The sequence below is a fragment of the Streptomyces rubellomurinus genome (assembly GCF_000961885.1).
Classification (GTDB): Bacteria; Actinomycetota; Actinomycetes; order Streptomycetales; family Streptomycetaceae; genus Kitasatospora; species Kitasatospora rubellomurina.
In genome coordinates, this window is sequence record NZ_JZKH01000001.1 from 86,043 (window position 1) to 109,207 (window position 23,165).

At 74.4% G+C, this 23,165-nt stretch carries 20 protein-coding genes; 12 read left to right on the forward strand and 8 right to left on the reverse strand.

Annotated features, from left to right (window positions below; genetic code table 11):
- The first annotated feature begins 69 nt into the window (after positions 1 to 69).
- The 5 genes from VM95_RS00405 to VM95_RS00425 all read left to right on the forward strand — a co-directional run bounded on the left by VM95_RS00405 (position 70) and on the right by VM95_RS00425 (position 4,420).
- Positions 70 to 804, forward strand: a complete 735-nt coding sequence (locus tag VM95_RS00405; protein ID WP_078859484.1) for a TVP38/TMEM64 family protein — start codon at positions 70 to 72, stop codon at positions 802 to 804.
- Positions 805 to 879: 75 nt separating this feature from the next.
- Positions 880 to 1,395, forward strand: coding sequence for a DinB family protein (locus VM95_RS00410; RefSeq protein WP_045691882.1), 516 nt, complete (start codon positions 880 to 882; stop codon positions 1,393 to 1,395).
- Between the two features lie 292 nt (positions 1,396 to 1,687).
- Positions 1,688 to 2,080, forward strand: coding sequence for a cell division protein SepF (locus tag VM95_RS41140; protein WP_052706523.1), 393 nt, complete (start codon positions 1,688 to 1,690; stop codon positions 2,078 to 2,080).
- A 154-nt stretch (positions 2,081 to 2,234) separates the two neighbouring features.
- Positions 2,235 to 2,864, forward strand: coding sequence for a TetR/AcrR family transcriptional regulator (locus VM95_RS00420; protein ID WP_078859485.1), 630 nt, complete (start codon positions 2,235 to 2,237; stop codon positions 2,862 to 2,864).
- Complete coding sequence (locus VM95_RS00425) at positions 2,861 to 4,420, forward strand: MFS transporter (RefSeq protein WP_045691883.1); 1,560 nt, start codon at positions 2,861 to 2,863, stop codon at positions 4,418 to 4,420. The genes VM95_RS00420 and VM95_RS00425 overlap by 4 nt, the downstream gene beginning before the upstream one ends.
- 48 nt (positions 4,421 to 4,468) lie before the next feature.
- On the opposite strand, the gene VM95_RS00430 is transcribed toward VM95_RS00425, so the two are convergent.
- The 3 genes from VM95_RS00430 to VM95_RS00440 form a co-directional block, all read right to left on the reverse strand.
- Complete coding sequence (locus tag VM95_RS00430) at positions 4,469 to 6,934, reverse strand: SpoIIE family protein phosphatase (protein WP_078859486.1); 2,466 nt, start codon at positions 6,932 to 6,934, stop codon at positions 4,469 to 4,471.
- A 147-nt stretch (positions 6,935 to 7,081) separates the two neighbouring features.
- The gene (locus tag VM95_RS00435) at positions 7,082 to 7,702 is read right to left on the reverse strand and encodes a TetR/AcrR family transcriptional regulator (RefSeq protein ID WP_045691885.1); all 621 of its coding nucleotides are present in this window, start codon (positions 7,700 to 7,702) and stop codon (positions 7,082 to 7,084) included.
- Positions 7,703 to 7,791: 89 nt separating this feature from the next.
- Complete coding sequence (locus tag VM95_RS00440) at positions 7,792 to 9,393, reverse strand: 4-coumarate--CoA ligase family protein (RefSeq protein WP_045691886.1); 1,602 nt, start codon at positions 9,391 to 9,393, stop codon at positions 7,792 to 7,794.
- Positions 9,394 to 9,629: 236 nt separating this feature from the next.
- On the opposite strand from VM95_RS00440, the gene VM95_RS00445 reads away from it, so the two are divergent.
- Together VM95_RS00445 and VM95_RS00450 are read left to right on the forward strand one after the other, a co-directional pair.
- Positions 9,630 to 10,352, forward strand: coding sequence for a hypothetical protein (locus VM95_RS00445; RefSeq protein WP_052707060.1), 723 nt, complete (start codon positions 9,630 to 9,632; stop codon positions 10,350 to 10,352).
- Complete coding sequence (locus VM95_RS00450) at positions 10,339 to 11,043, forward strand: class F sortase (RefSeq protein ID WP_045691887.1); 705 nt, start codon at positions 10,339 to 10,341, stop codon at positions 11,041 to 11,043. Before VM95_RS00445 ends, VM95_RS00450 begins: the two co-directional genes overlap by 14 nt.
- A gap of 52 nt (positions 11,044 to 11,095) precedes the next feature.
- Here VM95_RS00450 and VM95_RS00455 read toward each other — a convergent pair whose 3' ends face one another.
- The 4 genes from VM95_RS00455 to VM95_RS00470 are packed head-to-tail and all read right to left on the reverse strand — an operon-like array spanning position 11,096 to position 17,595.
- Complete coding sequence (locus VM95_RS00455; RefSeq protein ID WP_045691888.1) at positions 11,096 to 12,268, reverse strand: acyl-CoA dehydrogenase family protein; 1,173 nt, start codon at positions 12,266 to 12,268, stop codon at positions 11,096 to 11,098.
- Between the two features lie 13 nt (positions 12,269 to 12,281).
- A complete protein-coding gene (locus tag VM95_RS00460) occupies positions 12,282 to 14,249 on the reverse strand; it encodes an ATP-binding protein (protein WP_045691889.1) in 1,968 nt (655 codons plus the stop codon).
- 11 nt (positions 14,250 to 14,260) lie between these two features.
- The gene (locus tag VM95_RS00465) at positions 14,261 to 15,859 is read right to left on the reverse strand and encodes an acyl-CoA carboxylase subunit beta (RefSeq protein WP_045691890.1); all 1,599 of its coding nucleotides are present in this window, start codon (positions 15,857 to 15,859) and stop codon (positions 14,261 to 14,263) included.
- Positions 15,856 to 17,595, reverse strand: coding sequence for an acyclic terpene utilization AtuA family protein (locus VM95_RS00470; protein WP_045691891.1), 1,740 nt, complete (start codon positions 17,593 to 17,595; stop codon positions 15,856 to 15,858). The genes VM95_RS00465 and VM95_RS00470 overlap by 4 nt, the downstream gene beginning before the upstream one ends.
- 161 nt (positions 17,596 to 17,756) lie before the next feature.
- Between VM95_RS00470 and VM95_RS00475 the strand changes: the two genes are divergently transcribed.
- The 5 genes from VM95_RS00475 (at position 17,757) to VM95_RS00495 (ending at position 22,590) form a co-directional block, all read left to right on the forward strand.
- On the forward strand, positions 17,757 to 18,116 hold the full coding sequence (locus VM95_RS00475) for a hypothetical protein (protein ID WP_045691892.1): 360 nt from the start codon (positions 17,757 to 17,759) through the stop codon (positions 18,114 to 18,116).
- Positions 18,117 to 18,186: 70 nt separating this feature from the next.
- Positions 18,187 to 18,681 (forward strand): GNAT family N-acetyltransferase, encoded by a 495-nt coding sequence (locus VM95_RS00480; protein ID WP_045691893.1) that lies wholly within the window; start codon positions 18,187 to 18,189, stop codon positions 18,679 to 18,681.
- A 141-nt stretch (positions 18,682 to 18,822) separates the two neighbouring features.
- A complete protein-coding gene (locus tag VM95_RS00485) occupies positions 18,823 to 19,566 on the forward strand; it encodes a class I SAM-dependent methyltransferase (protein ID WP_045691894.1) in 744 nt (247 codons plus the stop codon).
- A gap of 84 nt (positions 19,567 to 19,650) precedes the next feature.
- A complete protein-coding gene (locus tag VM95_RS00490) occupies positions 19,651 to 20,064 on the forward strand; it encodes a VOC family protein (protein ID WP_045691895.1) in 414 nt (137 codons plus the stop codon).
- 165 nt (positions 20,065 to 20,229) lie between these two features.
- Entirely contained in the window at positions 20,230 to 22,590 is a 2,361-nt protein-coding gene (locus tag VM95_RS00495) for an ATP-binding cassette domain-containing protein (RefSeq protein WP_045691896.1), read from the forward strand.
- Positions 22,591 to 22,605: 15 nt separating this feature from the next.
- On the opposite strand, the gene VM95_RS00500 is transcribed toward VM95_RS00495, so the two are convergent.
- Complete coding sequence (locus VM95_RS00500; RefSeq protein WP_045691897.1) at positions 22,606 to 23,121, reverse strand: GNAT family N-acetyltransferase; 516 nt, start codon at positions 23,119 to 23,121, stop codon at positions 22,606 to 22,608.
- Positions 23,122 to 23,165 lie beyond the last annotated feature (44 nt).

Genomic DNA, 23,165 nt, shown 5'->3' on the forward strand with positions numbered 1-23,165 from the left:
CACCGGGCCCGGTGCCCTCGCCCTCCCCCGCCCGGCCGTCCGCTCCGCCGTCCGGGTTAGGCTCGGCCGGTGCCCGCCACCACCGCCGCCGCACCGTCCGACGCCGACCAGGACGGCCACACCCCGGTTACCGAGACGCCCGCCCCGGCCGCCTCGCCGTGGTGGCGGTTCGCCGTCCTCGTGCTGCTGCTCGGCGCCGCCGCCGGCTCGCTGCTGCTGTGGAGCCCGACCGCGCTGCTGAACGGCGGCCTCGCGGACCGGCTGCCCGGCTACTGGTTCGCGCCGCTGTTCGCCGCCGTCTACGCGGTCGGCACGCTGGCCTTCGTCCCCCGCCCCGCGCTGAACGCCGCCGCCGGGCTGCTGCTCGGCATCCGGGAGGGCGTGGCGCTGGCGGTGCTCGGCACGACGCTGGGCGCGGTGCTGGCGTTCGGGCTGGCCCGCTGGCTGGGCCGGGACGCGATGCGCCCGTTTCTGCGCGGCAAGGTGCTGGGCGCGCTGGACCGGCGGTTCACCGAGCAGGGCTTCCGCAGCGTGCTGGTGCTGCGGCTGCTGCCGGGGATGCCGTTCCAGGCGGGCAACTACGGCGCGGCCTTCTCCGGGGTGGGCTTCCTGCCGTTCCTGACGGCGACGGCGATCGGCGTGGTGCCGACCACGGCGGTGTACGTCACGGCGGCGGCCAGCGCGGGCAAGCCCGGTTCGGCGGCCTTCCTGGTGTCGGCCGGGGGCGTGGCGGTGCTGGTGCTGGGCAGCCTGGTGGGGCTCTGGCGGGCCGCCCGGGCCCGCCGCCGGCCGCGCACGGTCTGACGGGTCACCGCCGGCGGTGACCGCCGGCGGAAATCCGCTGGCCGCCCGCCGCCCGGGCCCGCGAGGATGGCCGATATGACTGAACTCGCCCCGCGCATCGACCCGCCGATGGTGGCCGACGAAGCCACGATGCTCACCGCCTGGCTCGACTTCCACCGCAGCACCCTCGCCCTGAAGTGCCAGGGCCTGGCCGACGACCAGCTGCGCCTGCGCTCCGCCCCGCCGTCCAACCTCTCCCTGCTCGGCCTGGTCCGGCACATGGCCGAGGTCGAGCAGCACTGGTTCCAGCGCGTCCTGCTCGGCACCGAGCTGCCCGGGGGCATCTTCTGGACGGAGGAGGACGAGGACGGGGACTTCAACAACGTCGACACGGCGGACGTCGCCCACGACTTCGCCGCCTGGCGCGCCGAGATCGACGCCGCCCGCCGCGCCGCCGAGGGCCTGCCGCTGGACACCGTGGCCGAGCGGCCGCGCCGGGGGCAGGAGGTGACGCTCCGCTGGATCATGGTCCACATGATCGAGGAGTACGCCCGGCACAACGGACACGCGGATCTGCTGCGCGAATTGGTGGACGGTTCGACCGGGGACTGAGCCCGGGACCGAACCGGGGCGAAATCGTTTCCGCATTGTTGACAGAAGGTCAATTGTGCGGTGACCGCGACCGATATGGTCTACGCGCGCAACCGTACGGTGCGCCTTCGCGTCGGTGATGGTGCCCGGGCTCGCCCGGGGTTCCGGCGCGGCACGACTCGTACGGAGGTCGCGAGCGGGCACGGGACCGGTGAACAGTGCGATACTCGGACAGTTCCGACGAGTGGATGACGTGTCAAGAACGACACCCACCCCCGGGGGACCAGGACGGGACGAGGCAGGGAGGCGCGGCATGGGAGCACTTCGCGACGAGCACCACAACGGGTGGCTGATGCCCTCGGGGAACTACCCGGCCGCGGTGTACGACGACGAGTGGGTCGATCAGGAGACGGTGCCGTCCGTCCCCGCGCCCGCGAAGATCGTCTCCCTGCGGCCGACCGGATTCGAGGCCGCGCGGACGGTCGGCGAGCACATCCGGGCGAGCACCCCCGTGGTCATGGACCTCACCGAGATGGACGAGGCCGAGGCCAAGCGCATGGTCGACTTCGCCTCCGGGCTGATCTTCGGCACCCGGGGCGGCATCGAGCGGATCGCCCGCCGGGTGTTCCTGCTCACCCCGGCGGACGTCGAGGTGATGGTGATCGACCGCCCGCTGGACGACACCGGCTTCTACAACCAGAGCTGACCGGGCCGTACGGCCGCAGCAGCACCCCGGACCGGGGACGGCGCACCCGCCGTCCCCGGTTTTTGCTGTCCGCACACCCGGACGGCAACGGCCCGACTGAGACCCCCGAACCTATTCTGAGACATCCGTGTCTCATTCGGCTTACACTTGTCTCATGGCCACCGATCGCGACACCGTCCTGGAAGCCGCCGTGGGCGTGCTCTCCCGCCGCCCGACCGCCCACCTGGACGAGATCGCGCGCGCCGCCGGCATCAGCCGCGCCACCCTGCACCGGCTCTTCCCGGGCCGCGAGGCGCTGATCCTGGAGGTCGGGATGCTCGGCCTGCGGCGCTTCGCCGCCGCCCTGGACACCGCCGCCGTCGAGGACGGCGACGCCCGCGCCGCGCTGCGCCGCCTGGTGGACGCCGCCGTCCCGGACGCCGCGCTCTGCGCCTTCCTGGCCGGCGAGAACCAGCTCTACGACGACGACCGGCTGAACGACCTCTGGGAAGTCCAGATCGCCCGGCTGCACGCGCTCTTCCTGCGCGGCCAGCAGCAGGGCGTCTTCCGGATCGAGCTGAGCGCCGCCTGGCTGAGCGAGGCCTTCTTCGACCTGGTCGCCGGCATCGGCTGGGCCGTCCAGGACGGCCGGCTCGCCCCGCGCGACGCCGCCTTCTCGCTCGCCGAGCTGTTCCTCGGCGGGGCCCTGCGCCGCCCCGACACCACCGGCACCCCCGAATCCACCGACACCGCCCCCGCCGTCCAGAACGACCCGGACCGGAAACCGGAAACCGATACGCCATGAGCACCGCCCTGACCACCCGCCAGCGCTGGACCGGCCTCGCCGTCCTCGTCCTGGCCGTCACCGTCGTCGCCCTCGACGCGACCGTGCTGTCCCTCGCCATCCCCTCCATCAGCGAGACGCTGCGCCCCAGCGGCACCCAGCTGCTCTGGATCGGCGACTCCTACTCCTTCGTCCTGGCCGGCCTGCTGGTCAGCATGGGCGCGCTCAGCGACCGGATCGGCCGCAAGAAGCTGCTGCTCACCGGCTCCGCCGCGTTCGGCGCCGCCTCGCTGCTGGCCGCCTACGCCCCGAGCGCCGGCTGGCTGATCCTGGCCCGGGCGCTGCTCGGCGTGGCCGGGGCGACGATCATGCCCTCGACCCTGTCGCTGATCCGCGGCCTCTTCCCGGACGACCGGGAGCGCGCCACCGCGATCGGCATCTGGGGCGCCGCGGCCACGGCCGGCGCCGCGCTCGGGCCGATCGTCGGCGGGGCGCTGCTGGAGCACTTCTGGTGGGGCTCGGTGTTCCTGCTGAACATCCCGGTGCTGCTCCTGCTGCTGGTGCTGGGCGCCCGGCTGCTGCCGGAATCGCGGGACCCGCGGCCGGGCCGCTGGGACGTGCTGAGCGTCGCGCTGTCGATGGCCGGGGTGATCGGCGTGGTCTACGCCGTCAAGGAGGCCGCGGCGCACGGCGTCGCCCGCTGGGACGTCCCCGTCGCCTTCGTGGCGGGCGCGGCCGCGCTGACCGTCTTCGTCCGCCGCCAGCTGCGGCTGGAGACCCCGCTGCTGGACGTGCGGCTGTTCGCCGACCGGCGGTTCACCGCCGCCGTCACGGCTTCGCTGATCTCGCTGGTCGGCGTGTCCGGGGTGGTCTTCGTCAGCTCGCAGTACCTGCAGCTGGTGCGCGGCTTCGGGCCGCTGCACGCGGGCCTGGCGGAGCTGCCGGCCTTCGTCGGCTCGGTGGCCGGCGGTCTGCTGACCGCCCGGCTGGCCCGGCGCTTCGGCGCCCGGGCGCTGCTGGCCGGCTGCCTGCTGGCGATGGGCCTGGGCATGGCCGTGCTCGGCTTCCTCCAGCAGGACACCGCCTACCTGGTGCTGGCCGCCTCCTTCCTGGTGGTCGGTACGGCCGAGGGCGTCGCCTACACCCTCGGCGCCGGCCTGGTGCTCACGGCCGCGCCGGCCGACAAGGCGGGGGCCGCCTCGGCGGTCTCGGAGACGGCCTACGAGCTGGGCACCGCGCTCGGCATCGCGCTGGTCGGTTCGGTGGTCGGCTCGATCTACACCAGCGGGCTCGCCGTCCCGGCCGGGGTGGACCCGGCCTCGGCCGCCCGGGCCGGGGAGTCGCTGGGCGCCGCCGTCGAGACGGCGCAGGGGCTGCCGGCCGAGGTCGCCGGGTCGCTGCTGGCGAGCGCGAAGGACGTGTTCGTGCAGGGCATGAACAGCGCCGGCCTGCTGGCCACCCTGCTGCTGCTCGGCGCGGCGGCGATGGCCTGGCGGCTGCTGCGCGGCGAGAACCGGCCCACCGAGGGCGAGGCGACCGAGGACGCCGCTCCGGCGCCCGAGAAGATCCGCGCCTAGCGCGAACGCGGGCCCCCGCGGTGATCACCGCGGGGGCCCGCGCCGTGCTCAGGACACGCCGAAGGGCAGTTCCAGCTCGGCCCAGACCACCTTGCCGTCCCGGGTGAGCCGGCTGCCCCAGCGCTGGGCCAGCTCACTGACCAGGAACATCCCGCGCCCGCCCTCGTCCTGCTCGGCGAAGGGGCGCAGCTGCGGCGTCTGGCCGCCCGCGTCGGAGACCTCGACGGTGAGCACCCGGTCGCGGAACAGCCGCAGCCGGCGCGGCGCGTCGGCGTGCAGCAGGGCGTTCGTGACGAGTTCGCTGACCAGCAGCTCGGCGTAGTCGGCGAGGGCGCCCAGGCCCCAGCTGTCCAGGGTGGCGCGGGTGAAGCGGCGGGCCTGGCCGGGGACCCGGCCGCCGCCGGTGAGCGGGAGGGTGGCGATCCGGTCGGCGGGCAGCGGCAGCACCCGGCCCATGATCATCGCGATGTCGTCCTCGGTGCCGTCGGTGACCAGGGCGGAGAGCACCGCGTCGCAGCTCTCCTCCAGGGTCCGGCCGGGCTGGGCGAGGGTGGCGGCGAGCAGGTCGATGCCCTTGTCCAGGTCCTCGCCGCGCCGTTCGACCAGGCCGTCGGTGTACAGGGCGACCAGGCCGCCCTCGGGGATGGTGAACTCGATCGACTCGAAGGCGACCCCGCCGACGCCCAGCGGCACCCCGGGCGGGACCGTGACCCGCCGGGCGACGCCGTCCGGGCCGACCCAGACGGGCGGCAGGTGGCCGGCCGAGGCGACCTGCACGGTGCGGTCCAGCGGGTCGTAGACCGCGCAGATGCAGGTGGCGAACTGGCCCTCGCCGATTCCGGAGGCCGTTTCGTCCAGCCGGGTGAGCACCTGCTCGGGCGGCATGTCGAGGGTGGCCAGGGTGCGGGCGACGGTGCGCAGCTGGCCCATGGTGGCGGCAGCCCGGATGCCGTGGCCCATCACGTCGCCGACGACCAGGGCGACCCGGCCGCAGGACAGCGGCACCACGTCGAACCAGTCGCCGCCGACCTCGCTGGTCACGCTGCTGGGCAGGTAGCGGTAGGCGATCTCCAGCCCGAGGGTGCGGTGGATCTCCTGCGGGAGCAGGCTGCGCTGCAGGGTGAGGGCGGTCTCCCGTTCGCGGCGGTAGAGGCGGGCGTTGTCGAGGGCCAGCGCGGTGCGGGCGACGAGTTCCTCGGCGAGGGCGACGTCGGCGTCGGTGAACGGCTCGGGGTTGCGCATGCGGATGAACTCGGAGCCGCCGAGCACCATGCCCCGGGCGATCAGCGGCACCATCATGTACGAGTGGATGCCGGCCGCCATGCCGGGGGCGACCCGGTCGTCGCTGGAGACCAGGCCGCGCAGCACGTCCTCGGTGACGTGGGAGCGCAGCAGCGGGCGGCCGCTGCGCAGGCACTGGATGTAGCTGCGCTCGGGGGCGTACTCGGAGGCCTCGCCGACGACGTCGACGGCGCCTCCGAGGCCGGACTCGTAGGACTCGCCGACCGCGACGGCGCGCAGGGTGATCGGCCGGTCGGTGGGGATCGGGCTGGGCTCGGCGCCGCGCAGCACCGGCTCCAGCAGGTCGACGGTGGCGAAGTCGGCGAACCGGGGGACGACCGCCTCGATCAGTTCCTCGGCGGTGCGGGTGAGGTCGAGGGTGGTGCCGATCCGGGCGGTGGCCTCGGCGATGGTGGCGAGACGTTCCTGCGCGCGGGCGGCGCGGGCCTCGGCCTGGAAGCGCTCGGTGACGTCGATGATCGAGGAGGCGACGCCGAAGACCTTGCCGGTGGAGTCCTCCAGCCGGAAGTAGGAGGCGGACCAGGCGCGGTCGCGCCGGGGGTCGCCGGGGACGCGGCCGTGCGAGCGGGCGTCGACGACGGGCTTGCCGCTCCTGAGCACCTGACGCAGGATCTGCTCGATCTCGCCGGTGTTGATCCCGGGCAGCACCGCCGATATCCGGCGGCCCAGGTGGGCGGAGGCGGGGACGCCGTTCATCCGGGCCAGTGCCTCGTTTATCCGGACGTAGCGCAGGTCGGTGTCATAGACGGCCATGCCGATCGGGGAGCGGCCGAAGATGCCGTCGAGGACGGCCAGGTCGGCCTCGACGGCGTGCAGGGCGCGGGTGTCGGAGGCGGTGGCGAGCAGCAGCAGGGTGCCGTTCGGGCCGGCTATCGGGTAGGTGCGGAACTCCAGCTCGACCGTGTGGCCGTCGCGGTGGCGGACCGGGAAGACGAAGGAGGTGCCGCCGCCGGCCATGATCCGTTGGAAGAGTCCCAGGACGGCGGAGCGTTCGGTCTCGACGGTGAGCAGTTGCGCGGCGTAGCTGCCGACGGCCTCCTCGGAGGTGTAGCCGAGCAGGGCCTCGGCGTCCTCGCTCCAGTGCAGGATCAGTCCGTCGCCCTGGAGCAGGGCCGTCGCGAGCGGGACGAGTCGATGGCCTTCGGCGCGTACCGGGGCACCGCTCGGTGCGAGGCCGGCGGCGTCGGTCGCGTCCCAGTCGTGTCCGTGCATGATCAGGCAGCACCCCGGTTCGGCTCGTGCCCGGCCGGGTGGGCCTCGCGGTCCGTGCCGGCCGGGGTTCTTCTCCAGACTGCACGGACATCGGCCGCCCGGCGACCCCTTGTCAGGGGTTGTCCGGCCGCTGACGGTGTACGGGCGTCATGGGCGTACCGGGCGCAGCGTACTCTGCAGGAGGCCCGCCCACTGCCGGATCACTCCGGAACGTCGATGACTGTCGTCGGTGAGCAGGTTGGCGAGGCCGAGGCCGCGGGCGAGGTCGAGGGTGGCCTGCACCGATTCGCGCACGCCGGGGCGGGTCTCGTCGGCGTCCAGGAACTCGACGGCGGCCCGGTGGGCCTCCCGGCCGACGCGGCCCTCCAGGGCGACGATCCGCTCGCGCAGCGCGTCCTCGGTGGCGGCGGCCGTCCACAGGTGCAGGGCGGCGCGGAACAGCGGGCCGGTGTAGAGCCGGACGATCATGTCGACGACGGCCAGGGTGCGGTCGGGGCCGGCGGCCGGCAGTCGGCCCGCGTGGGCGCGGACGGCTGCCAGCCGCTCGGCGGTGACGTGCTCGACGGCCGCGGTGAACAGGTCCTCGCGGGTCGGGAAGTGGTGCTGGGCGGCGCCCCGGGAGACGCCGGCCCGCTCGGCGACCACGGTGACGGTGGAGCCCTGCCAGCCGAGTTCGGCCAGGCACTCGACGGCCGCCGCGAGCAGCCGGGCCCGGGTGGCGCGGCTGCGGTCCTGCTGGGGGGTTCTGGCGGCGGGGTGGCTGGTCATGGCTGGTGCTGGTTCCCGTTCCGGTCGAGGTGCGGCGGGTCGATCCTCACAGACGGGCCGCGGGCTCCGGCCGCCGGGGGCGGGGGTGGTCAGGTCGTCGCCCCGGCGCGCTCGGCCTCCCGGGCGCGCAGTTCGCGGCGCAGGATCTTGCCGGCGGCGGACTTGGGGACGGCGTCGACGAACTCCACGGCACGGATCTTCTTGTAGGGGGCGACCTGGCCGGCGACGTACCAGGTGACTTCCTGCTCGGTCAGCGAGCTGCCGGGGGTGCGCACCACGAAGGCCTTGGGGCACTCGGTGCCGTCCGCGTCCGGGACGCCGATCACGGCGGCGTCGGCGATCTGCGGGTGGGCGAGCAGGACGGCCTCCAGCTCGGCGGGGGCGACCTGGTAGCCCTTGTACTTGATCAGTTCCTTGACCCGGTCGACGATGTACAGGTAGCCGCGCTCGTCGACGTAGCCGACGTCGCCGGTGTGCAGCCAGCCCTCGGCGTCGATCATCGCGGCGGTGTCGGACGGGCGGCCGAAGTAGCCCTTCATCACCTGCGGGCCGCGGATCAGCAGCTCGCCGCGCTCGCCGGGGCCGAGGTCGTCGTCGCTGCCGTCGAGGGCGGCGACGCGCAGTTCGGTGGAGGGGACCATCCGGCCGACCGAGCCGGGCGAGGGGTCGGTCTCCTTGGGGCAGACGACGTGGGTGGTCGGGGACAGCTCGGTCATGCCGTAGCCCTGGAGCAGGTGCGGCAGGCCGAGGCGGCGGGCGCAGGCGTCGGCGAGCTCCGGGTCGAGCGGGGCGGCCGCGCACAGCAGGTACTCGACGGAGGAGAGGTCGTAGCGGTCGACGACCGGGTGCTTGGCCAGGGCGAGGGCGATCGGCGGGGCGATCACCAGGCCCTGGACGCGCTGCTCCTCGATGGTGCGGCAGAACTGCTCCAGGTCGAAGCGGGGCAGCACGACGACGGTGGCGCCGCAGCGCAGCGGCTGGTTCATCAGCGCGGTGAGGCCGTAGATGTGGAAGAAGGGCAGCACGGCGAGCATCCGCTCGCCCTCCTCGGGGCGGAAGAGGGGGTCGCACTGGGCGAGGTTGGTGGAGACCGAGCGGTGGGTGAGCATCACGCCCTTGGGCAGGCCGGTGGTGCCGCTGGAGTAGGGCAGGACGGCGATGTCCCGGCCGGGGTCGATGGCGACCTCGGGGGCGGGGCCGGTGGCGGCCAGCAGGTCGGCGAGTGAGCGGTGGCCCTCGGCGCCGTCCAGGACGATGACCTCGGCCAGCGGCCGGCCCCGTTCGACCATTAGTTCGGCCGCCCGCAGGGCGGTCGGCAGGAACGGGGAGACGGTGACCAGCCAGCGGGTGCCGGCGTCGGCGAGCTGGCCGGCGAGTTCACCGGGGGTGGCGAGGGAGGAGACGGTGGTGACGGTGGCGCCGGCCCGGGTGGCGCCGTAGAAGGCCATCGGGTAGGCGGTGCTGTTCGGGCTGAACAGGGCCAGCACGTCGCCCTGGCGCACCCCGGCCCCGGCCAGTCCGGCGGCGATCCGCTCGACGGCGGCGGCGAGCCGCGCGTAGCTGGTGCGCTCGCCCGTGATGCCGTCGACCAGGGCCGGGCGGTCGCCGTACCGGGCGGCGTGGCCGAGGACCGCCTGATGGATCGGCAGGTCGATCGTCTCGACGTCGGGGAACTCGCTTCGGAACACCAAGGTAAGCCTCCACTACGGAAGTTGAAGCTGAAACGAGAGCCGGCGGAGGGTCGGGACGACCACCGGCCCGGGGCGCGTTCAGGAGCATACGGATCCCCGGGGCCGCCGCTGGGCCATTGTGGGGAACCCGGCCGAGACTGTGCGTGGCGCGTTGCCGCGCGGGGCGCCCGACAGGACGGTGGTGCACCATGGCCGCCCGCCCCGGGTGCGGCCCCCGACCCCTGGAGCGCCCCGCCGTGCGACCCCTCGCCCCTCCCCTGCCCGCCGCCCGCCGTCTGCTCGCCACCGCCGCCGCGGCGGCCGTCCTCGCCCTCGGCGCCGCCCCGGCGGCCTTCGCCGCGCCGGGCGACAACGGCGACGTGAAGATCCACGAGAGCACCACGCCCGTCGACGACACCCGCGACGAGCCCAAGGTCTGCGTCTTCTACCTGGACGCCTTCAACTTCGACACCATCCAGCAGGTCAACTGGACGATCGAGCAGCAGCCGCCGACCGGCACCGCCCAGGTGCTCGCCGGATCGATCACCCTGACCAACGGGACCGGGCACACCGGCAACTTCACCCTTCCGGACGGGCACTACAAGCTCGACTGGACGTTCGTGGGCGAGAACGGCTCGGCCAAGCACAAGGTCTTCCAGGTCTCCTGCGTGTCGCCCTCCCCGTCGCCCTCGCCGTCCCCGTCGTCCTCGCCGTCCTCCTCACCCTCGCCCTCCTCCTCGCCGTCGCCGTCCTCCTCCCCGTCCCCCTCGCCGGGCGTCTCCCCCAGCCCCTCGCACTCCCCCGGCGCCTCGCCGAGCGCCTCGCCGACCGGCCCGCACGGCGGGGTGGGCACCGGCGGCGGCGGCACCTCCGGGCCGGACACCACCGAGGTGCTCGGCGGCGCCGTCCTGATCGTCGGTGCCGGCGGGATCGCCGTGCGCGCGCTGCGCCGCCGCTCCGGGCGCAATGCCGAGTCCTGACCGTCCCACCCGCGCCCCGCGCGTCGGCCCCGGCCCGTTGACGGCCGGGGTCGTCGCGCTGGCCCTTGCGGCGGGCGGCGTCTGGCTGGTCCGCGACGGCACCAGCGGCCGGGACGGGCCGCCGCTGCCCGCCGCGCCGTCCGCGTCGGCCGCCCCCGCACCGGCCGCGAAGCCCGCCGCCGTCCCCTCCGCGGCGGCGCCGACCCCGCCGCCGGTGCCCGAGGTGCCGCCGCTGCCGGCCTCGGCGCCGACCCGGATCCGGATCCCCTCGATCAAGGTCGACGCCCCGGTCACCGGCCTCGGGCTGACCGCCTCCCACCAGCTGGCCACCCCGCCGATGGACCAGCGCAACCTGGTCGGCTGGTACCGGGACGGCACAACGCCCGGGGCCGCCGGCGGCGCGCTCGTGGTCGGGCACGCCGACAACCGCAGCGGGCCTGCGGTGTTCTACCGGCTCGGGCTGCTACGGCCCGGCGACACCGTGGAGGTGGCCCGCAAGGACCGGCGCACCGCGGTGTTCACCGTGGACTCCGTCCAGGTGTTCCCGAAGAAGGACTTCCCGGACGCCCTGGTGTACGGCTCCGCCGCGCGGGCCGAGCTGCGGCTGATCACCTGCGGCGGGAAGTTCGACCGGCACACCGGGTACGAGGCCAACACGGTGGTGTTCGCGCACCTCAGCTCGGTCCGGTAGCTCGGTCCGGTAGCTCGGTTCGGTAGCTCCGCCCGGCGGTCAGTTCGGTCGGTCAGTACGACTTCGGCAGGCCGAGGGTGTGCTGGGCCACGTAGTTGAGCACCATCTCGCGGCTGACCGGCGCGACCCGGGCCACCCGGGAGGCGACCAGCAGCGCACCCAGCCCGTACTCCTGGGTGAGGCCGTTGCCGCCGAGGGTCTGCACCGCCTGGTCGACGGCGTGGGCGGCGGCCTCGCCCGCCGCGTACTTGGCCATGTTGGCGGCCTCCCCGGCGGCGACATCCTCGCCCGCGTCGTAGAGCAGCCCGGCCTTCTGGGCCATCAGCCGGGCCAGCTCGATCTCCACCGCGCACTGGGCGAGCGGGTGCGCCAGGCCCTGGTGGGCGCCGATCGGGGTGGACCAGACGGTGCGCTCCTTGGCGTAGTCGACGGCCCGGCCGAGGGCGTGCCGGGCCAGTCCGAGCGCGAAGGCGGCGGTGAGGATCCGCTCGGGGTTGAGGCCCGCGAAGAGCTGGAGCAGGCCGGCGTTCTCGTCGCCGACCAGGGCGTCGGCGGGCAGTCGGACGTCGTCCAGGAACACCTGGAACTGCCGCTCGGGGGCGACGATCTCCATCGGGATCGGCCGGTACTCGAAGCCGGGGGTGTCACGCGGGACGACGAACAGGCAGGGCTTGAGCTTGCCCGTGCGAGAGTCCTCGGTGCGGGCCACGAACAGCACGGCGTCGCACTGGTCGATGCCCGAGATGAACACCTTCCGGCCGGTCAGCAGCCAGTCCTCGCCGTCCCGGCGGGCGACGGTGGTGATCCGGTGCGAGTTGGAGCCGGCGTCCGGCTCGGTGATGCCGAACGCGAACCTGCGGCTGCCGTCCGCCAGTCCGGGCAGCCAGCGGCGCTTCTGCTCCTCGGTGCCGAAGCGGGCTATCACCGTGCCGGAGATCGCCGGGGAGACCACCATGAGCAGCAGCGGGCAGCCCGCCGCGCCCAACTCCTCCAGCACGATGGCCAGATCGGTGATGCCGCCGCCTCCGCCGCCGTACTCGACGGGCAGGTTGACGCCCAGGTATCCGGCCTTGCCGGCCTCCGCCCACAGTTCGTCGACGGGCTCGCCGGCGCGGGACTTGGCGAGGAAGTAGTCGGAGCCGTAGCGGCGGGCGAGGTCGGCCACGGCCTGGCGCAGGGCGCGGCGTTCGGGGGTTTCGAGGAGCTGGCTGCCGGTGGCGGGCATGTGCGGTCCTTCCTCAGGCTTCTTCGGAGGTTGTGGTTTTGACGACGGCGAGCAGGGCGCCCAGCTCGACCTGGCGGCCGGGGGCGGCGCGCAGTTCGGTCAGCACGCCGTCCGCCGGGGCGGCGACGCGGTGCTCCATCTTCATCGCCTCCAGCACGAGCAGCGGCTGCCCGGCGGTGACGGTGTCGCCCACGGCGGCGGTGACGCGCACCACGGTGCCGGGCATCGGGGCGAGCAGGGCGCCGGGGTCGGCCTGTTCCGTGGGGTCGGGGAAGCGGGGCAGGGCGGTGAGCGCGAGGCCGCCGGCCGGGGTGTCGACGTACACCCGGTCGCCGTGGCGGGCGACCCGGTAGGTGCGCCGGATGCCGTCCTCGCGCAGCACGACCCGGTCGGGGGCGGCCTCGACCAGCTCGGTGCCGGGGTGGGCCTCGGCCCGCAGGCCGTCCCGGGTGAGCCGGTAGCGGGCCTCCACCTCGGCGCCGGCGTCGGTGCGGTAGCGCTTGACCTGGGGCTGGGAGGGCAGGTTGCGCCAGCCGGACGGCAGGGCGCGGTGGACGGCGCCCCGCGGCCCGGCGCTCCGGGCGGCGGCGTCGGCGAGCGCGGCGGCCAGCGCGGCCCGCTCGGCGCCCGCGCCGTCCGGGGCGGTGAGCTCGGCGGCGTGCTCGGCCAGGAAGCCGGTGTGCAGACGGCCGGCCAGGAAGGCCGGGTGCCGCACCGCGCGGACCAGCAACTCCCGGTTGGTGGCCGGGCCGTGGACGCGGGCGCGGGCGAGCGCGTCGGCCAGCCGGCGGGCGGCGGCGGCCCGGGTCGGCGCCCAGGCGATCACCTTGGCGAGCATCGGGTCGTAGTGCGGGGTGATCACGCTGCCGGCCTCGACACCGGCGTCCAGCCGCAGCCCTGCCGCACCGGATCCGCCGAACTCCTGGTACGGATGGGCGAGTTCGAGCCGGTGCAGGGTGCCGGTGGCGGGCCTCCAGCCGTTCGCCGGGTCCTCCGCGTAGAGCCGGGCCTCGATCGCGTGGCCGGTGCTCGGCGGCGGGGTCGGGCCGGGCAGCAGCTCGCCCTCGGCGACGGCGAGTTGGAGCGCGACCAGGTCGAGCCCGGTGACCGCCTCGGTGACCGGGTGCTCGACCTGGAGGCGGGTGTTCATCTCCAGGAACCAGAACCGGCCGTCCTCGCCGAGCAGGAACTCGGCGGTGCCGGCGCCGACGTAACCGATCGCCTTGGCCGCGTCGGCGGCCGCCGCGTGCAGCCCGGCCCGCACGGCGGGCGACAGGCCGGGCGCGGGCGCCTCCTCGACCACCTTCTGGTGGCGCCGCTGCAGCGAGCAGTCGCGGTCGCCGACCGCCCAGACCGTGCCGTGCGCGTCGGCCAGCAGCTGCACCTCGACGTGCCGGCCGCTCGGCAGGTAGCGCTCGCAGAACACCTCCGCCGAGCCGAAGGCGCTCGCCGCCTCGGCGCCGGCGGCCGCCAGCGCCTCCGGCAGCTCGGCGAGGGTGCGCACGACCCGCATGCCGCGCCCGCCGCCGCCCGCCGCCGCCTTGACCAGCAGCGGCAGGTCGGCCTCGGTCGGCTCGGTCAGCGCGCCGAGGACGGGCACCCCGGCCTCGGCCATCAGGCGCTTGGCGGCGGTCTTGGAACCCATCGCGGCGATCGCCTCCGGCGGCGGGCCGACCCAGGTGAGGCCCGCGTCCAGCACGGCGCGGGCGAACTCGGCGCTCTCGGACAGGAATCCGTACCCCGGGTGGACGGCGTCGGCCCCGGCGGCGAGCGCGGCGGCGACGATCAGGTCGGCCCGCAGGTAGGTGTCGGCGGGCGCGGCGCCGGGCAGGCGGACGGCGGCGTCGGCCTCGCGCACGTGCGGGGCGGCGGCGTCCGGGTCCGAGTGCACGGCGGTGGTGGCGATGCCGAGGTCGCGGCAGGTCCGGAAGACCCGGCGGGCGATCTCGCCCCGGTTGGCGACCAGCAGGTTAGTGATCATGTGGTGGTCCCTCACATCCGGAAGACGCCGTAGCCGCGCGCGCCCTCGACCGGCGCGTTGTGGATCGCGGACAGGCACAGGCCGAGCACCGTTCGGGTGTCGCGCGGGTCGATCACGCCGTCGTCGTAGAGCCGGCCGGACAGGAACACCGGCAGCGACTCGGCCTCGATCTGCTGCTCGACCATCGCCCGGATCGCCGCGTCGGCGTCCTCGTCGTACGGCCGGCCCTTGGCCGCCGCCGACTGGCGGGCCACGATCGAGAGCACCCCGGCGAGCTGCTGCGGGCCCATCACGGCGGACTTGGCGCTCGGCCAGGAGAACAGGAAGCGCGGCTCGTACGCCCGCCCGCACATGCCGTAGTGGCCGGCCCCGTACGAGGCGCCCATCAGCACCGACAGGTGCGGCACCCGGGAGTTGGCGACGGCGTTGATCATCATCGCGCCGTGCTTGATGATGCCGCCCTGCTCGTAGTCCTTGCCGACCATGTAGCCGGTGGTGTTGTGCAGGAACAGCAGCGGGGTGTCCCGCTGGTTGGCCAGCTGGATGAACTGGGCGGCCTTCTGGGACTCCGCGCTGAACAGCACCCCCTGCGCGTTCGCCAGGATGCCGACCGGGTAGCCGTGCAGGCGCGCCCAGCCGGTGGCCAGGCTGGCGCCGTAGCGCGGCTTGAACTCGTCGAAGTCGGAGCCGTCGACGATCCGGGCGATCACCTCGCGCGGGTCGAAGGGCACCTTGAGGTCGCCGGGGACGATGCCCAGCAGCTCCTCCTCGGCGTACTTCGGCGGCGCGGCGAGCCGGTCCGGGTGCGGGCCGGGCTTGCGGTGGTCGAGCCGGGCGACGATCCGGCGGGCGATCCGCAGCGCGTCCGCCTCGTCGACGGCGAAGTGGTCCGCCAGGCCCGAGGTGCGGGCGTGCATCTCGGCGCCGCCCAGCGACTCGTCGTCGGCCTCCTCACCGGTGGCCATCCTGACCAGCGGCGGGCCGCCGAGGAACACCTTGGCGCGCTCCTTGACCAGCACGGTGTGGTCCGACATGCCGGGCACGTAGGCGCCGCCGGCCGTCGAGTTGCCGAACACCACGGCCACGGTCGGGATGCGGGCGGCGGACAGCCGGGTGAGGTCGCGGAACAGCGCGCCGCCGGGGATGAAGATCTCCTTCTGGCTCGGCAGGTCGGCGCCGCCGGACTCGACCAGGTTGATCAGCGGCAGCCGGTTCGCCAGCGCGACCTCGTTGGCGCGCAGCGCCTTGCGCAGCGTCCACGGGTTGCTGGCGCCGCCGCGCACGGTCGGGTCGTTGGCGGTGATCACGCACTCGACGCCCTCGACCACCCCGATGCCGGTGACCAGGGCCGCGCCGACCGGGTACTCGCTGCCCCAGGCGGCCAGCGGGGACAGCTCCAGGAACGGCGCGTCCTGGTCGAGCAGCAGCTCGATCCGCTCGCGGGCCAGCAGCTTGCCGCGCCCCCGGTGGCGCTCCACGTACGAGGGGCCGCCGCCGGCCAGCGCCTTGGCGTGCTCCTCGTCCAGCTCGGCGAGCTTGCCGAGCATCGCGGCGCGGTGCTCGGCGTACTCGGGCCCGGCCGGGTCGAGGCGGGTGGGCAGGACGGTCACTGCGTGGCCTCCGGACTGTCGAGCAGACGGGTAGGGATGTCGAGGTGGCGGGAGCGCAGCCACTCCCCGAGCGCCTTGGCCTGCGGGTCGAAGCGGTGCTGCGCCGCGACGCCCTCGCCGAGCAGGCCGGTGACGGTGAAGTTGACCGCGCGCAGGTTCGGCAGCAGGTGCCGGACGACGGGCAACTCGGCGGTCTCGGGGAGGAGTTCGCGCAGCCGATGGACGGTGAGGGTGTGCGCGAGCCAGCGCCAGCCGTCCTCGCCGCGGGCCCACACGCCGAGATTGGCGTCGCCGCCCTTGTCGCCGCTGCGGGCGCCGACGACCAGGCCGAACGGGGCGCGGCGGGTCGGCCCGGCGGGCAGCGGCTCGGGCAGCGGCTCGGGCAACCGCTGTTCCGCGTGGGCGGGTTCGGAGGTGACCGGCGCCGGCGGGACGGCGATCCGGCGCCCGTCCGGCAGGACGGCGGTGTGCTCGACGGCCTTCGCGTCGACGTACGCGGCGGTGAACACCCCGTACGGCGCCCCCGGGCCGGGCGGGGCGGTGAGGTGGAAACCCGGGTAGCCGGCCAGGCCCGACTCGACGGCGGCCTTGCCGAGTTCGCGGCCGACCTTGGCCGGGTCCCGGTCCCGGGCGGTGAGCCGCAGGTACGCCGAGGCGGCTTCCTCGGTGTCGGCGTCAGGGTGGTCGGTGCGGGCGAGCGTCCAGCGCAGCTCGGCCGGGCGGGCCCCGGGCGGCAGGGCGGCCTCGAACTGCCGCCGCACCAGGGCGGCCTTGGCCTCGATGTCCAGGCCGGTGAGGACGAAGGCGAGCTCGTTGCGGTGGCCGCCGAGCCGGTTGAGCCCGACCTTGAGGGTGGCGGGCGGGGCCTCGCCGCGCACGCCGTCGATCCGCACCCGGTCCGGGCCCTCCGGGGTGAGCCGCACGGTGTCCAGCCGGGCGGTGACGTCCGGGCCGAGGTAGTGCGCTCCGCTGGTCTCGTACAGGAGTTGGGCGGTGACGGTGCCGGTGGTGACGGCCCCGCCGGTGCCCGGGTGCTTGGTGATCACGCTGGAGCCGTCCGGGTGCAGCTCGGCGATCGGGAAGCCGGGGCGGGTGACGTCGTGCTCGCGGAAGAAGGCGTAGTTGCCGCCGGTGGCCTGGGCCCCGCACTCCAGGACGTGCCCGGCGACGACCGCCCCGGCCAGGGCGTCGAGGTCGGCGGGCGTCCAGCCGAAGCGGGCGATCCCGGGGCCGGCGACCAGCGCGGCGTCGGTGACCCGCCCGGTGACGACCACGTCGGCGCCGCCGTCCAGGCAGGCGGCGATGCCGAACGCGCCGAGGTAGGCGTTGGCGGCCAGCAGGCCCTCGGGCAGCCCGAGTTCGGCGCGGCGCGGGAGCAGGTCGTCGCCCTCCACGTGCGCCACGGCCGCCCCGATGCCCAGCCGGTCGGCCAACTGCCGCAGTTCGTCGGCGAGTCGGGCCGGGTTGAGGCCGCCGGCGTTCACCACGATCCGCACCCCGCGCTCGTGCGCCAGGCCCAGGCACTCCTCCATCTGGCGCAGGAAGGTCCGGGCGTACCCGAGCGACGGGTCCTTCAGCCGGTCCCGGGCCAGGATGAGCATGGTCAGCTCGGCCAGGTAGTCCCCGGTGAGCACGTCCAGCGGGCCGCCGGTGAGCATCTCCCGCACCGCCGCGAACCGGTCCCCGTAGAAGCCCGAGGCGTTGCCGATCCGCAAGCCCGCCCGTTCGCGCTCCAATGCGCCTCCCCTGCCCGAGAGTTGGCGGCCCGCCGGAACGCGCGCCGTCGCGCAGCAGCCTGGCACCGCCCGAAGAAAAAAGCAATCATGCCTGCTTGTTTCTCCATCCCACCCACACCCCCGCCTGCCCGGCGCCGCGCGCCGTCCGGGATCATGGGCGCGTGACGACCGTCGACGACGCGAAGGACCCGCTCCGGCTGCTGCTCGGCCGGGAGGTGAGCGCGGTGCGCTTCGGGCGCGACCACGTCGAGCTGCACTTCGACGGGCCCGTGCTGCGGGCGTCGAGCGCCCCCTTCGGGCGGTACGGCTGCCGGGGGTGGCGGTTCCCCTCGCCCGGGTCGGTGGAGCTGCTGCGCTGCTACGTCGGCGAGGTCGTCGACGCCTGCGAGCTGGCGCCGGGCCGGTTCCTGGTCCTGGACCTCGGCGAGCACCGCTTCACCGTCCCGCTGGACGAGGCCTCGCGGCCCGGCCCCGAGGCGGCACGGCTGACGGACGGCGGCACGGGGACGTGGGTCTGGTAGCGGGCGCCGCCCGGGCCCCCGGCCGATAATTCCGTGCGCCCACGGCCCGGCCGCCGCTAGCCTCGGCGCCATGACCTGGCTGCCCGCTGACTTCGTCCACCCCCTCCGCGTCCCGCTGCCGGACGGCGCCCACCACCTGCGGCCGATCCGCGAGGCCGACGCGCCGCTCGACTACCCGGCCGTGATGGGCTCGCGCGAGCACCTGTGGAGCATCTTCGGCCCGGCCTGGGGCTGGCCCGCGGAGACGATCACGTACGAGGCGAACCGGGCCGACCTGCTGCGGCACGAGCAGGAGATCGCCGCCCACCAGTCCTTCAACTACGTCCTGCTCGACCGCGCGGAGACGGCGATCCGCGGCTGCGTCTACATCGACCCGCCGGAGCGGGCCGGCGCGGACGCCGAGGTGTCCTGGTGGGTGGTGGCCGAGCTCGTCGGCAGCGAGGTGGAGCGGGCGCTGGACGCGCTCGTGCCGCAGTGGATCGCCGCCGACTGGCCGTTCCAGAAGCCGCGTTGCCTGGGGCGCGACATCACCTGGGAGGACTGGCAGGCCCTGCCCGCCGTCTGATCCCCCCGGCGTCGGCCCGAACGCCCTCACCCCGCTTGTGGCTTCCGCCAGTACGACGGTCCGTCAGGCTGCGGAAGACTCCCCGGTGGAGGCCGCGGCGCATCCGGGCGGCGTGGCCACAGGCGTGGGGAGGTCGTCGCCATGGCGGTGCAGCAGTACGACGGGATCGGCGAGGCGTTCGAGGGCTTCAAGGCCCTGCCGCTGACGCGGTACGGGGAGGTGCCGAGCTTCCTCGGCCTGGTCGGGGACGTGCGCGGCAGGTCCGTCCTGGACCTGGCGTGCGGAACGGGCTTCTACAGCCGGGAGTTCAAGCGGCGCGGCGCCACCGAGGTGCTGGGCGTCGACATCTCCGGCGAGATGGTCGCCGCCGCACGGAACATCGAGCGGCAGGAACCGCTGGGGATCTCCTACGAGGTCGGCGACGTGGCCGAACTGCGGCTGCTCGGCCGGCAGTTCGACCTCGCGCTGGCGGTGCAGTGCCTGAACTACGCCGAGGACGTCGCCGCGATGGAGCGGATGTGCCGCAACATCCACCGGAGCCTGGTGCCGGGCGGGGAGTTCTTCGTGCTCGCCCAGAAGCCCGACTACGGCTTCGACTGTCCGTCCCTGGAGGCGTACGGCTTCCGCTGCGAGCCGACCGGCGAGGAGAGCGAGACCGGTCCGCGGGTGCGGGTCACCGCCCTCCTCGACCCGCGGCCGATCACCATCGTCGGCGCGGCGCCGCGCCGCGAGGTCTACGAGGCGTCCTTGCGGGCGGCCGGGTTCCGCGCCCTGGAGTGGGTCCCGCTGCGGGTGTCCGAGGAGGGCCTGCGCGCCTACGGCGAGGGCTTCTGGGCGGACCTGCTGGCGCACCCGCCGCTGGAGATGCTGCGCTGCCGGGCCTGAGCGCCGGAGGCCGACGCCGACGCCGACCGAACCGATCAGTTTTCGAGAAGCGCCCGCGCGGGGGGCGGGCCTAGCGTGGCAGTCATGAACGAGATCACCATCCACTGGACCTTCCTCCCGCACACCGACCCCGAGGCCTCGCTCGCCTTCTACCGCGACCTGCTCGGCTTCGAGGTCCGCCAGGACGTCGGCGGCGGCCCGATGCGCTGGATCACCCTCGGCCCCGCCGGGCAGCCCGACGTCTCGCTGGTACTGGAGCCGCCGTTCGCCGACCCGGGCATCACCGAGGAGGAACGGCGTACGATCACCGAGATGATGGCCAAGGGGACGTACGCCCGCGTGGTGCTCGCCACCGCCGACCTGGACGGCGTGTTCGACCGGCTGAAGTCCGGCGGCGCCGAGCTCGTCCAGGAGCCGACCCAGCAGCCGTACGGCGTCCGCGACTGCGCCTTCCGCGACCCGGCGGGCAACATGGTCCGCTTCAACGAGGTGCGCTGACCCGCCGGGCCCGCCCCGGGACACCCCCGGGGCGGGCCCGCCCCCCCCCGCACAGCCAGCAGAGCACCGCAGAACACCGCCGAGCACCGCCCAGCACCGCCCAGCACCGCCGAGCACCGCCCAGCACCGCCGAGCCCGCCCGACAGCCAGGGAGCGAAGACACCGATGGCCGACCCGCACGTCGCCGACAGCCACGACCTGATCCGGGTGCACGGCGCCCGCGAGAACAACCTGAAGGACGTCGACGTCGACCTCCCCAAGCGCCGGCTCACGGTCTTCACCGGCGTCTCCGGCTCGGGCAAGAGCTCGCTGGTCTTCGACACCATCGCCGCCGAGTCCCAGCGGCTGATCAACGAGACCTACAGCGCCTTCGTCCAGGGCTTCATGCCCGCCCTGGCCCGCCCCGAGGTGGACGTCCTGGAGGGCCTGACCACCGCGATCATCGTCGACCAGCAGCGGATGGGCGCCGACCCGCGCTCCACCGTCGGCACCGCCACCGACGCCAACGCGATGCTGCGCATCCTGTTCAGCCGCCTCGGCACCCCGCACATCGGCTCCCCCAAGGCCTTCTCCTTCAACGTCCCCTCGATCAGCGGCGCCGGCGCCGTCACCGTCGAGCGCGGCGGCAAGACCGTCAAGGAGCGGCGCAGCTTCAGCATCACCGGCGGCATGTGCCCGCGCTGCGAGGGCCGCGGCACCGTCTCCGACATCGACCTGGCCCAGCTGTTCGACGACAGCAAGTCCCTCAACGAGGGCGCGATCACCATCCCCGGCTGGAAGACGGACAGCTGGTGGACGGTCGGCGTGTACGCCAACTCGGGCTTCCTCGACCCGGACAAGCCGATCCGCAGGTACACGAAGAAGGAGCTGCAGGACTTCCTGTACCGCGAGCCGACCAAGGTCCGGATCAACAACGTCAACCTCACCTACGAGGGCCTGATCCCCAAGCTCCAGAAGTCCATGCTCGCCAAGGACAAGGACGCCCTCCAGCCGCACATCCGGGCCTTCGTCGAGCGCGCCGTCACCTTCACCGCCTGCCCCGACTGCGAGGGCACCAGGCTCAGCGCGGCCGCCCGCTCGTCGAAGATCGCCGGAATCAGCATCGCCGACGCCTGCGCCCTGCAGATCAGCGATCTGGCCGCCTGGGTACGGGAGCTGGACGAGCCCTCGGTGGCGCCGCTGCTCGCCACCCTGCGGCACACCCTCGACTCCTTCGTCGAGATCGGCCTCGGCTACCTCTCGCTCGACCGCCCCTCCGGCACCCTGTCCGGCGGCGAGGCGCAGCGCGTCAAGATGATCCGCCACCTCGGCTCCTCGCTCACCGACACCACGTACGTCTTCGACGAGCCGACCACCGGCCTGCACCCGCACGACATCAGCCGGATGAACGACCTGCTGCTGCGCCTGCGCGACAAGGGCAACACCGTGCTGGTGGTCGAGCACAAGCCGCAGACCATCGCGATCGCCGACCACGTGGTCGACCTCGGCCCGGGCGCCGGCACGGCGGGCGGCGCGGTGTGCTTCGAGGGCACGGTGGAGGGGCTGCGCGCCAGCGGCACCGTCACCGGCCGCCACCTGGCCGACCGGACGGCGCTGCGCGCGAGCGTGCGCAAGCCGACCGGCGCGCTGGCGATCCGCGGCGCGAACGCGCACAACCTGCGGGACGTGGACGTGGACGTGCCGCTCGGGGTGCTGACCGTGGTCACGGGCGTGGCGGGCTCCGGGAAGAGCTCGCTGATCCACGGCTCGATCCCTGCGGACGAGGGCGTGGTCTCCGTCGACCAGAGCCCGATCAAGGGCTCCCGGCGCAGCAACCCGGCCACCTACACCGGCCTGCTCGACCCGATCCGCAAGGCCTTCGCCAAGGCCAACGGCGTGAAGCCCGCCCTGTTCAGCGCCAACTCCGAGGGCGCCTGCCCGACCTGCAACGGCGCGGGCGTGGTCTACACCGACCTGGCGATGATGGCCGGCGTGGCCACCACCTGCGAGGACTGCGAGGGCCGCCGCTACCAGGCCTCGGTGCTGGAGTACCGGCTCGGCGGGCGGGACATCAGCGAGGTGCTGGCGATGCCGGTGGCCGAGGCCGAGGAGTTCTTCGGCGCCGGCGAGGCCCGCCTGCCGGCCGCGCACCGGATCCTCCGGCGGCTCGCCGACGTCGGCCTCGGCTACCTGAGCCTCGGGCAGCCGCTCACCACGCTGTCCGGCGGGGAGCGGCAGCGGCTGAAGCTGGCCACCCACATGGCGGACAAGGGCGGGGTGTACGTGCTGGACGAGCCGACCACCGGCCTGCACCTGGCCGACGTCGAGCAGCTGCTCGGCCTGCTGGACAGGCTGGTGGACTCCGGCAAGTCGGTGATCGTGATCGAGCACCACCTGGCGGTGATGGCGCACGCGGACTGGATCATCGACCTGGGGCCGGGCGCCGGGCACGACGGCGGCCGGGTGGTCTTCGAGGGCACGCCGGCCGAGCTGGTCGCGGCGCGCTCGACGCTGACCGGGGAGCACCTGGCCGCCTACGTCGGCTGAGGCGCCCCGGGTGCGTCAGTCCAGCGGAAGGACCATCCGCAGCGTGCTCGTCGTCGGGTCCAGCACGAACGGCGCCGCATGTCCGGTGAAGGTGAAGCCGCGCCGCCGGTAGAACGCGGCGGCGCGGTCGTTGGCCTCGTGCACCCGGAGCACCATCGTCTTCTTGCCCTCGGCCCGGGCCCACTCGACGACGGCGTCGAACAGCAGGTCCGTCACGCCGAGCTCGCGGCCGCGGTGCTCCGGGGCCACCCAGACGCCGATCAGCACCGTGCTCGTGGGCTCCTCGGGGTGCGGGAGCGTGAGCATCGTGCCGACCCACTCGTCGCCGCCCTCGCCGTCCACCGCCACCAGACCGACCCGGCCGGGCCCGTTCACCTCGGCGGCCCGGGTGCGCCACTCCTCCTCGGGGTGCCCGAGCGCGGTCGCGTGGGTCTCGACGAACGCCATCGGCGTGTCGAGGAGCTGGGCCAGCCGGACGTCCCGCAGCCGCTGCCAGTCCTCAGCGCCGATCCGCTCGATCCGGTACCGCATGTTCCCGCCCCCGTGTCGCTCCCGCCGCCGGCGGCCACCGGCGG